General features: G+C 64.0%; 8 protein-coding genes. 2 read left to right on the forward strand and 6 right to left on the reverse strand.

The annotated features are described in order from the left end of the window. Positions 1-337: 337 nt before the first annotated feature. Positions 338-1156, reverse strand: coding sequence for an ABC transporter ATP-binding protein (locus AC1D34_RS29515; protein WP_476826129.1), 819 nt, complete (start codon positions 1154-1156; stop codon positions 338-340). Then, positions 1153-3090: an AMP-dependent synthetase/ligase gene (locus AC1D34_RS29520; protein ID WP_476826132.1), complete on the reverse strand. Its 1938-nt coding sequence runs from the start codon at positions 3088-3090 to the stop codon at positions 1153-1155. Before AC1D34_RS29520 ends, AC1D34_RS29515 begins: the two co-directional genes overlap by 4 nt. 381 nt (positions 3091-3471) lie before the next feature. On the opposite strand from AC1D34_RS29520, the gene AC1D34_RS29525 reads away from it, so the two are divergent. Further along, on the forward strand, positions 3472-4212 hold the full coding sequence (locus tag AC1D34_RS29525) for a bestrophin-like domain (RefSeq protein ID WP_441504322.1): 741 nt from the start codon (positions 3472-3474) through the stop codon (positions 4210-4212). Between the two features lie 27 nt (positions 4213-4239). Here AC1D34_RS29525 and AC1D34_RS29530 read toward each other — a convergent pair whose 3' ends face one another. Together AC1D34_RS29530 and AC1D34_RS29535 are read right to left on the reverse strand one after the other, a co-directional pair. Further along, positions 4240-4914 carry a Crp/Fnr family transcriptional regulator gene (locus AC1D34_RS29530; RefSeq protein ID WP_476826130.1) on the reverse strand — a complete coding sequence of 225 codons (675 nt, stop codon included), beginning with the start codon at positions 4912-4914 and terminating at the stop codon, positions 4240-4242. A 119-nt stretch (positions 4915-5033) separates the two neighbouring features. Next, complete coding sequence (locus tag AC1D34_RS29535) at positions 5034-6311, reverse strand: MFS transporter (RefSeq protein WP_441487886.1); 1278 nt, start codon at positions 6309-6311, stop codon at positions 5034-5036. Between the two features lie 105 nt (positions 6312-6416). Between AC1D34_RS29535 and AC1D34_RS29540 the strand changes: the two genes are divergently transcribed. After that, positions 6417-6893 carry a winged helix-turn-helix transcriptional regulator gene (locus AC1D34_RS29540; protein WP_441487885.1) on the forward strand — a complete coding sequence of 159 codons (477 nt, stop codon included), beginning with the start codon at positions 6417-6419 and terminating at the stop codon, positions 6891-6893. A gap of 39 nt (positions 6894-6932) precedes the next feature. Here AC1D34_RS29540 and AC1D34_RS29545 read toward each other — a convergent pair whose 3' ends face one another. Together AC1D34_RS29545 and AC1D34_RS29550 are read right to left on the reverse strand one after the other, a co-directional pair. Beyond that, positions 6933-7526 carry a LysE family translocator gene (locus AC1D34_RS29545; protein WP_441487884.1) on the reverse strand — a complete coding sequence of 198 codons (594 nt, stop codon included), beginning with the start codon at positions 7524-7526 and terminating at the stop codon, positions 6933-6935. A 126-nt stretch (positions 7527-7652) separates the two neighbouring features. Then, positions 7653-8776: DUF6537 domain-containing protein (locus AC1D34_RS29550; protein WP_476826131.1), on the reverse strand; the 1124-nt coding region annotated here is incomplete at its 5' end.

Genomic DNA, 8776 nt, shown 5'->3' on the forward strand with positions numbered 1-8776 from the left:
GCTGGAAGGGGTCGATCAACACCTTGTGCAGCGTGCCGGAGGAATCGAGCTGTGCACCGACGATCGCGGCAAGGATGATGCCCACAAGAATGAGGCCGGTCTTGATCCAGCCATTGCTGAGCAGGTTGGGCGCAGGGCGCGCAGCGACTTCGCTCATGGCTGGATGTCCTTGGTTGGCGATCGCGTCATGGCCGTCTCCAGATCCGGGTAAGGCCGAGAGGCCCCGCGCACATGATGGCGGCGCTCGGGGTCGCAAGTGGAAGCTTCGATGATCCCGACATCAGCCGGCATACCCTCGAACTCCGCAGATCGGATCCGTGCGGCATTGATGCCTCCCTCAATGCGCCACGCCGAGATAGGCATCGATCACCTTCTGATCCTGCTTGACCTCGTCGGGCGTGCCGTCTGCGATCTTGCGGCCGTATTCGAGCACCACGACACGGTCGGACAGGTCCATGACCACGCCCATGTCGTGCTCGATCAGCGCGATCGTCGTGCCGAACTGGTTGTTGACGTCGAGGATGAAGCGGCACATGTCCTCCTTCTCCTCGAGGTTCATGCCGGCCATCGGCTCGTCGAGCAGCAGGAGCTCCGGCTCCATCGCCAGCGCGCGGCCCAGCTCGACACGCTTCTGCAGCCCGTAGGGCAGCTTGCCGACCGGCAGCTTGCGAATGTGCTCGATCTGCAGGAAGTCGATGATGTCCTCGACCACCCTGCGGTGCTCGATCTCCTCGGCCATCGCCGGCCCCTGCCGCAAGGCCTGCCAGAAGAAGCCGCGCCGCATCTTCAGCGTGCGCCCGGTCATGATGTTGTCGAGCGTCGACATGCCCTTGAACAGCGCGACGTTCTGGAAGGTCCGCGCGATGCCGGCCGCAGCCGCCTGGTGCGGCTTCATCCTAGTGCGACGCACGCCCCTGTAGGTGATCTGGCCTTCCTGCGGATGATAGAAACCATTGATGCAATTCAGCATCGAGGTCTTGCCGGCCCCGTTGGGGCCGATGATGGCGCGCACCTCGCCCTTGCGGATGTCGAAGGAGACGCCGGAGATCGCCTTCACGCCGCCGAAGCGCAGCGAGACATTCTCGACCGAGAGCAGGATCTCGCCCTTCTTGGCGGGGATCGGCGTGCCGGTAACGTTCATGGGTTCCGCATTCATGCTGCCCTCGCCGCGTCAGGTCGCTCGGGCGCCGTTGCCGGGTAGGTCTTGGCGTCACGCACCTTGACCCGTGCGGAAATCACGCCCTTGCGCCCATCCTCGAAGGTGACTTCGGTAGAGATGTCGGCCTCACTCGAGCCGTCATAGAGCGCGTTCACCAGGGGCGCGTAGCGTTCGGCGATGAAGCCGCGCCGGACCTTCTGGGTCCGCGTCAGCTCGCCATCGTCGGCGTCGAGTTCCTTGTGCAGGATCAGGAAGCGCTTGACCTGGGCTCCGCCCATCGCCGGCTCGGACGCCAGCGACTTGTTCACCTCGTCGATATGTTTGGCGATCATGCCGTAGACGAGATCGTGGCCGGCCAGTTCCTGATAGGAGGCATAGACGACATTGTTGCGCTCGGCCCAGTTGCCGACGGCCGTCAGGTCGATATTGAGCGCAACGGTCGCGTAGTCGCGGCCTTGGCCGAAAGCGACCGCCTCCTTGATGTTCGGATAGAACTTGAGCTTATTCTCGATGTATTTCGGCGGGAACAGCTCGCCGGAATTGAGTTTCCCGACATCCTTGGCCCGGTCGATGATTTTGAGATGGCCGGTCTCGTCGAAGAAACCGGCATCGCCGGAACGGACATAACCATCCGCGGTCATCGTCTCTGCCGTCTTCTCCGGATCCTTGTAATAGCCGCCGAAGATGGAGGGTGACCGGTAGAGGACCTCGCCATTCTCATCGAGTTTGATCTCGACCAGCGGCGCCGGGCGGCCGACGGTGTCGGCCCGGATTTCGCCATTGGGCTGCATGGTGATGTAGACCCCGGCCTCGGTCTGGCCGTAGAGCTGCTTCAGGTTGACGCCGATCGACCGGTAGAAGCGGAAGATCTCGGGGCCAATCGCCTCGCCGGCGGTGTAGCCGACCTTGATGCTGGTCAGGCCGAAACGATTGCGCAGCGGAGCGTAGATCAACGCGTCGCCGAGCTTGTAGAGCAGCCGCGCTCCGAGCGGGACCGGCTCGCCGTTCAGGATCTTCTCACCATGCTTCTTCGCCACGCCGAGGAAGAAATGGAACATCTTGCGCATCAACGGCCCGGCATCCTCCATGCGCACCATGGTGATGGTCAGCATGTTCTCGAAGACCCGCGGCGGCGCGAAAGCGTAGGTCGTGCCGACCTCGCGGCGATCATCGATCACCGTCTCCGGCCCTTCAGGGCAGTTGACGCAGAAGCCGGCGACGATCGCCTGCGCATAGGAGAAGACGTGGTCGCCGACCCAGGCGATCGGCAGATAGGCGATGACCTCGTCTTCCTCGTTCAGCCCGTCGAACTGGCAGCCGATCTCGGCCGCCGTGATGACGTTGTAATGGCTGAGCATCACGCCCTTGGGGCGGCCGGYGGTACCCGAGGTGTAGAGGATGACAGCGAGGTCCGAGCCGGTCCCGGCCTCCATCTCGCGGTCGAGCCCGGCCGACGCTGCTGAATTCGCCTTCAGGGCCTTGGCCCCGGCCTCGATCACGCGACCAATGTCGTGCAGCTTGGCATGGTCGTAATCACGCAGGCCACGCGACTCGTCGTAGAGCATGTTCCTCAGGCGCGGCAGGCGGTCGGCGATCGAGAGCACCTTGTCGACCTGCTCCTGATCCTGGACGCAGGCGAAGACCGCCTCGGCATGGTCGAGCACATAGGCCATCTCGTCAGCGACGGAATCGGCATAGACCGGCACCGGAATGGCGCCGAGCCACTGCGCCGCGCACATCGACCAGTAGAGGCGTGGCCGGTTGTAGCCGATGATCGCGACCTTCTCGCCGCGCTTGAGACCGAGTTCCTGCAATCCCTTGGCATAGGCACGAACCTGCTCGGCCATCTCGGCCCAGTTCCAGGATTGCCAGATGCCGAGATCCTTGTGCCGGTATGCCGTGCGGCTGCCGCGCTCACGCGCATTGCGCATCAGCAATTTCGGAAAGGTATCCGCCTGGCCGGCGGTTGCGCTTGCCACGGTTGCGTTCTCCCTGTCCGGCCGCCGTACATTGCAGCAGCCTTCTTTCCGGGCCGGTTCCGACCTCTTTGTTCATGCAAGCCTTGCAGGCCCGACACATCTTCGCAAGGAGGCACTTGACAGACAACTTGTTATTTGGTCGCTATTGTCCCGCCGAAGTGTGCGAGAGCGTGAATCCTTGCCGTTCTGGAGACTTCGGCAAGCCTGAATTCGGGACCTGCCAGATCCAGCCGGCCACTCCTATCCCTAGGAGTTGCGCGAATTGACTGAGCTGTCTTCTTCGATGTTCTGAAAAACGACACCGCAAGGCAGCCACCAACCAGGCGCCGCTCCATGGATCCTTACGTCATCGGCTGCATAGCCTTTTTGTGCGTGTTCGGCGCGGCCTTGATCGGGATGTTTTTGCGCGCACGCCTGCCGGAACATCACCTGAGTCCGGAGTCCCGGGACGCCATCAAGCTTGCGACGGCAGTCGTTGGAACGCTCTCGGCGCTCGCGCTTGGCCTCTTGATCGCCTCAGCGAAACGATCATTCGACGAGGCCGGGACGGGCTTGAGAACAACGGCGGCKCGCGTGCTCCTGCTCGACCGCGTCATGGCGCAGTACGGCCAGGAGACGAGGGAAACGCGGGAAACGCTCCACAAGCTTCTCGAGATCAGGTTGAGCGATGCCGGCAGCGAACGGTCGCTCGACGACGGTCTGGATATCGAAATGGTCCAGGGGGCGCTGCGAAACCTGTCGCCACAAACCGACTCCCAGCGCTGGCTCCAGGCGCGCGCCCTTCAACTCAGCGGACAGATTGCGGAGGCGCGATGGATGCGCGCCGAAACGGAAGTGGGAGGATTTCCCGGCGCATTCCTGGCCATCCTCGTGTTCTGGCTCGCCTTGCTCTTCGCCTCGTTCGGTCTGTTGGCCCCGGGCAATGGAACGGTTATGGCGACTTTGTTCGTCTGCGCCTTGTCGGTGACCGGAGCGCTGGTGCTGATCATCGACATGGACCATCCCTATCTCGGCTTCATCCGGATCTCGGACGCTCCCTTGAAACAGGCATTCGAACGCCTCGGCCGAGAGTGATCAGGCACACTGGAGTGTCTGCGTTCCCTAGCCGTCGTAACGCGCGAGCCGATCCAGATCGAGGACAGTCACCGCTCCGTGGCCGACCTCGAGCAGACCTAGGTCTGCAAGCTTAGCAAGCCCCTGATTGGCCATCTGCCGCGACATGCCGGCGAGCAGGCCGAGCTCTTCCTGCGAAATCGCGAGTGTCAGGCTCTGGCCGGGATACAGGATCGGGTTGAACAGCCAGGCAAGATTGCGGGCGAGACGGGCGGTCGAGTCCAGCATCCGCTCGGTCTCCGCCAGTGCGATGAACTGGCCGAGCCGCTCATTGAACTGATGGACGAGGAAGCGATTGAACGCCGCGCTGTGTTCGAACAGCCAGAGGAAGGTCGAGCGCCGCATCAGCGCGAGCTGGGTGTCGCGTAGCGCCACCAGATCATAGCGGCGCAGCTCAGCCTTGATCACCGTGCCCTCTCCGAACCAGGCCCCCGCACGCAGGCCGGCCAGTGTCGCGGATTTACCTTCCTTCGAGGTGGTGCTCATCTTCACCAGCCCCTCGGCGACACCGGTCCAGGACTCGAGCCGGTCGCCGACATGACAGATGTAGTTGCCCTTCCCGTAGGATTTCAGGCTGATTCCGCGTCGCGCTTCCTCAAATTCTTCCGGCTTCAGGTCGCGCGACCAGGCAGCGATGCGGCGCAGGTCTTMGGGAGAGATCAAGGCATGTTCACCGCGCGTTAGAACGGGCACGAGCCCGCAATGCCGACTCAGTATGCGGCGTCATGGACGGCCAACTCAAGCCCGGCGCACCAAGCGGGGTTTGGCACGGGCTCTTCGGGTCATTCGGCCCGGATCTCTGCGGGCTGGTGCCGGCGGGTCGCCGCCCAGAACAGCAGCGCCAACAGGCTGATCGAGGCTCCCAGCACGCAGACGCCAGTCCAGCCTGCGCGGGCATGGACCATGGTTGAGGCGATCGAGCCTAGCGCGCTGCCAATCGAATAGAACACCATATAGCCGCCGACGAGCCGGCTTCGGGCATCGGGCCGCACCGCGAAGATCATGGTCTGGTTGGTGATATGCACGGCCTGGATCGCGAGATCGAGCAGGACAACGCCGATAATCAGGTTCCAGAGCGATGCGCTCATCGAGGCGATCGGGACCCAGGACAGCACCAGCAGGCCCAGCGAAAGACCGGTGACGCGCTGACCGAATCCTCGGTCCGCGAGCGATCCGGCACGGGCGGCAGCAAGTGCCCCCGCCAGCCCGACGAGACCGAACATCCCGATCTCGGTATGGGACAGGGAGAAAGGTGCGGCGCTGAGCGGCAGGACCAGCGACGTCCAGAACACGCTGAAACTGGCAAAGATCAACAAGGCGAGCACGGCGCGTACTCGCAGGATCGGCTCCCCAACGAACAGGCCCACCACAGACGCGAGTAACTCCGGATAGGAGATCCTCGCCGCGGCGCGCTCATGCTTCGGCAGCACCCGGAACAGCAGGAAGGCCATCAGCACGGAGAGCACCGCCGACGCCAGATAGACCAGGCGCCAGCCCCCGATATCGGCGAGCACTCCCGAAGCGAACCGCGCCAGGAGAATGCCGATCACGATCCCGCTCGTGATCCTGCCCACGGTCCGCCCGCGCTCCTCGTCTGCCGCCATGCTGGCCGCAAAGGCAACGAGCACCTGCACGACGACTGCGAGCAGGCCAACTGCCACCATCCCCGCCAGCAGGACGGCTGCGCTCGGCGCCAAGCCGACGACAAGCAGTGCCAGGCCTGAGAGCAGCGCTTGCGTGCCGATCAACCGCCGACGATCGAGCAGATCGCCAAGCGGCACGATGAAGACCAGCCCGAGCGCGTAGCCGACTTGCGTCACCGTCACCACGCCGCCGATCGCGGCCGGACTGATCGCGAGATCGCGCGCCATCACATCGAGCAGCGGCTGGGCATAATAAATGTTTGCCACGCTGAGGCCGCAGGCGACGGCGAAGAGCAGCGTTACCGCGTGGGAGAGGCCCTGGCGCGCGCTGGCTCCGTCTTCCTGTCCCGGGGCATTGCGGCCGCTGGGAGGCTCGACCCGGGATATGGCGGGGGTGGCTGAGTTCAGAGGCTTCATTAGGTTATCCCATGCAACATGGTTCTATAATGGAACCATGTTGCATGTAGCTGAATCCAGTCCTATTTTGGAACCGGACATCACGGGGAAGTGAGACGGAAACCGATGGTCAAACGCACCAGCCTCAGGGATGCGGATTGCCCCGTCGCCCGCGCCCTGGACGCGATCGGCGACTGGTGGTCTCTCCTGATCATTCGCGATGCGTTCAGCGACGTGCGGCGCTTCGGTGAATTCCAGAAGAGCCTCGGCGTCGCCAAGGGCATCCTCGCCGCACGGCTGCGCAATCTTGTCGAACTCGGCATTCTTGAGATCGCGCCCGCTTCGGATGGCAGCGCCTATCAGGAATATGTGCTGACGCAGAAGGGCCGCGGCCTGTTCGTCGTCGTTGCTGGATTGCGGCAATGGGGGGAGGACCAGTGCTACGAGCCGGGCGAGCCCCATTCCGCACTCATCGACAACGAAACCGGACTGCCTGTCGGGCGCCTCGAACTGCATTCCGCCGACGGGCGGGTCCTTGGCCCGCTCAACACGACCGTGCGCTTGGCCGCACCACCGTCCACACGGCCCCATGGCGGGGCCTAAACCTGCAGTCGACCGGCCGCATTTGCCTACGGGCGAGCCTCAACGCACCAGCGCAAATGCGACCGACGCAATCAGCAGGACCGCGAAGACGATATTGATGGCCCGATTCAGCCGCGGCCGACGAAAACAGCGGGTCAGCGCCGCTCCCGTGGCGAGCCAGAGCAGATTGACCGCGGCGATGATCGCCATCAGCACCGCCGCCTTCGCCAGCGCATCGGCGGCAACCCKCTCGCGCAACAGGACGAAACCGGAGAACAGCGCAGCCATCGCCGCATAGCCCTTCGGGTTGACGAGCGACAGCAGGGCACCTGCTGCGAAGGACGGTCGCTCACCGCGTTCGCTCGCCTCGCTCAAGGGTGGTGCAGTGGCGATGCGATAGGCCAGATAGAGAAAATACCCGGCCGCAGCGACCGTCACCACCGGCGCTACGCCAGGCAGCGCCATCAGCACCCCGACCATGCCGCTGGCGGTGATCGCGATGACCGCGGCCATGCCGCTGGTGATGCCGGCAGCATAGACGAGCCCCTCGCGGGCCCCGAAGGCAGCACCGGTTGCAGCCAGGCTCAAAGTGGCAGGTCCGGGACTGCCCGCGAGTGCGAGCCCGGCAAGGACGAAACCGAACAACCCCTCCATGCTGCGCCTCCACTGGTGGATGAGCAGCATGTTGTCAGGCCCGGGCGGCTGAATGTCTTGAACGATCGTGCGGACCAAACCGGACGGCGGAGGTCATCCCCCTGGGACGACCCCGGTCAGGTCCGTCTACTCGGCCGCTCTCGGCATGGCCAATGCCGCAGCCGAGCCGTCACGCAGCCGGGCCAGGAGATCGGTCTCCTCGGCCTTAGCCTGCTTGAGGTGGCGTTCCTTGACATGGCCAAAACCACGGATCTTCTCCGGAATTGCCGTCAGTGCCACGCAGAGCGCATGGTTCTCCGGTGTCAGCCGGTTCACCAGCTCGCCGATCAGCGCGTCGTATTCAGCGATCAGCCGGCGCTCCGTTCTGCGCTCCTCGGTACGGCCGAAGATGTCGAAGGCCGTGCCGCGCAGGCCCTTCAGTTTCGCCAGCAGGCCGAAGGCCTTCATCATCCAGGGGCCGAAGCTCATCTTCCGCGGCAGGCCGGTATGGGGATCGACCTTGGCGAGCAGAGGCGGCGCGAGATGAAACTCGTAGCGCAGCCTCTCACCCGAAGCGCTGTCCTTCTCGAAGGTGGCGGCCACCTGCTTCTGGAACGAGCCATCCGCATAGAGCCGCGCAACCTCATACTCGTCCTTGTAGGCCATCAGCTTGAAGAGATAGCGCGCCACGCTTTCGGCAAGCGCGCTCTGCCCCGGCATGACCTGCACTTCCTTGACCTGGATGCGCGCGACAAGATGGCGATAGCGCGCCGCATAGGCCGCATTCTGGTAGGCAGTGAGATAATCGACGCGACGCGCGATGATCTCTTCCAGCGTCTCGGAGAGATGCCGCGCCCGTGTCGGCGCCTTGGCCTCCGCAAGGGCACAGATCAGAGCGTCCGGATCATGCGCCGCACGCCGGCCGAGCTCGAAGGCCTGCTTGTTCATGGCGACCGCTTCGCCGTTGAGCTCGATCGCTCGGAGCAGCGAGGCGCGCGACAGCGGCACGCCGCCGAACTGCCACGCATAACCGAGCATGAACATGTTGGCAGCAATGGCGTTGCCGAGGAAAGCGTTCGCAGCCGCCGTCGCATCGACGAGATGCGTCCGCTCACGCCCTGATGCCGAGATGATCGCCCGTTTCAGCCGCTCGATGGGCAGCGAGAAATCGGCATTGCGAGTGAAATCCCCCGGCATGCTCTCGGCTGTATTGACCACGACGATCGCGCCGTCCGGTCGTATCGCGCCAAGGACCTTCTTCGAGCCAGTGA

This window comes from Allobosea sp. P1_A7, from assembly GCF_056406775.1.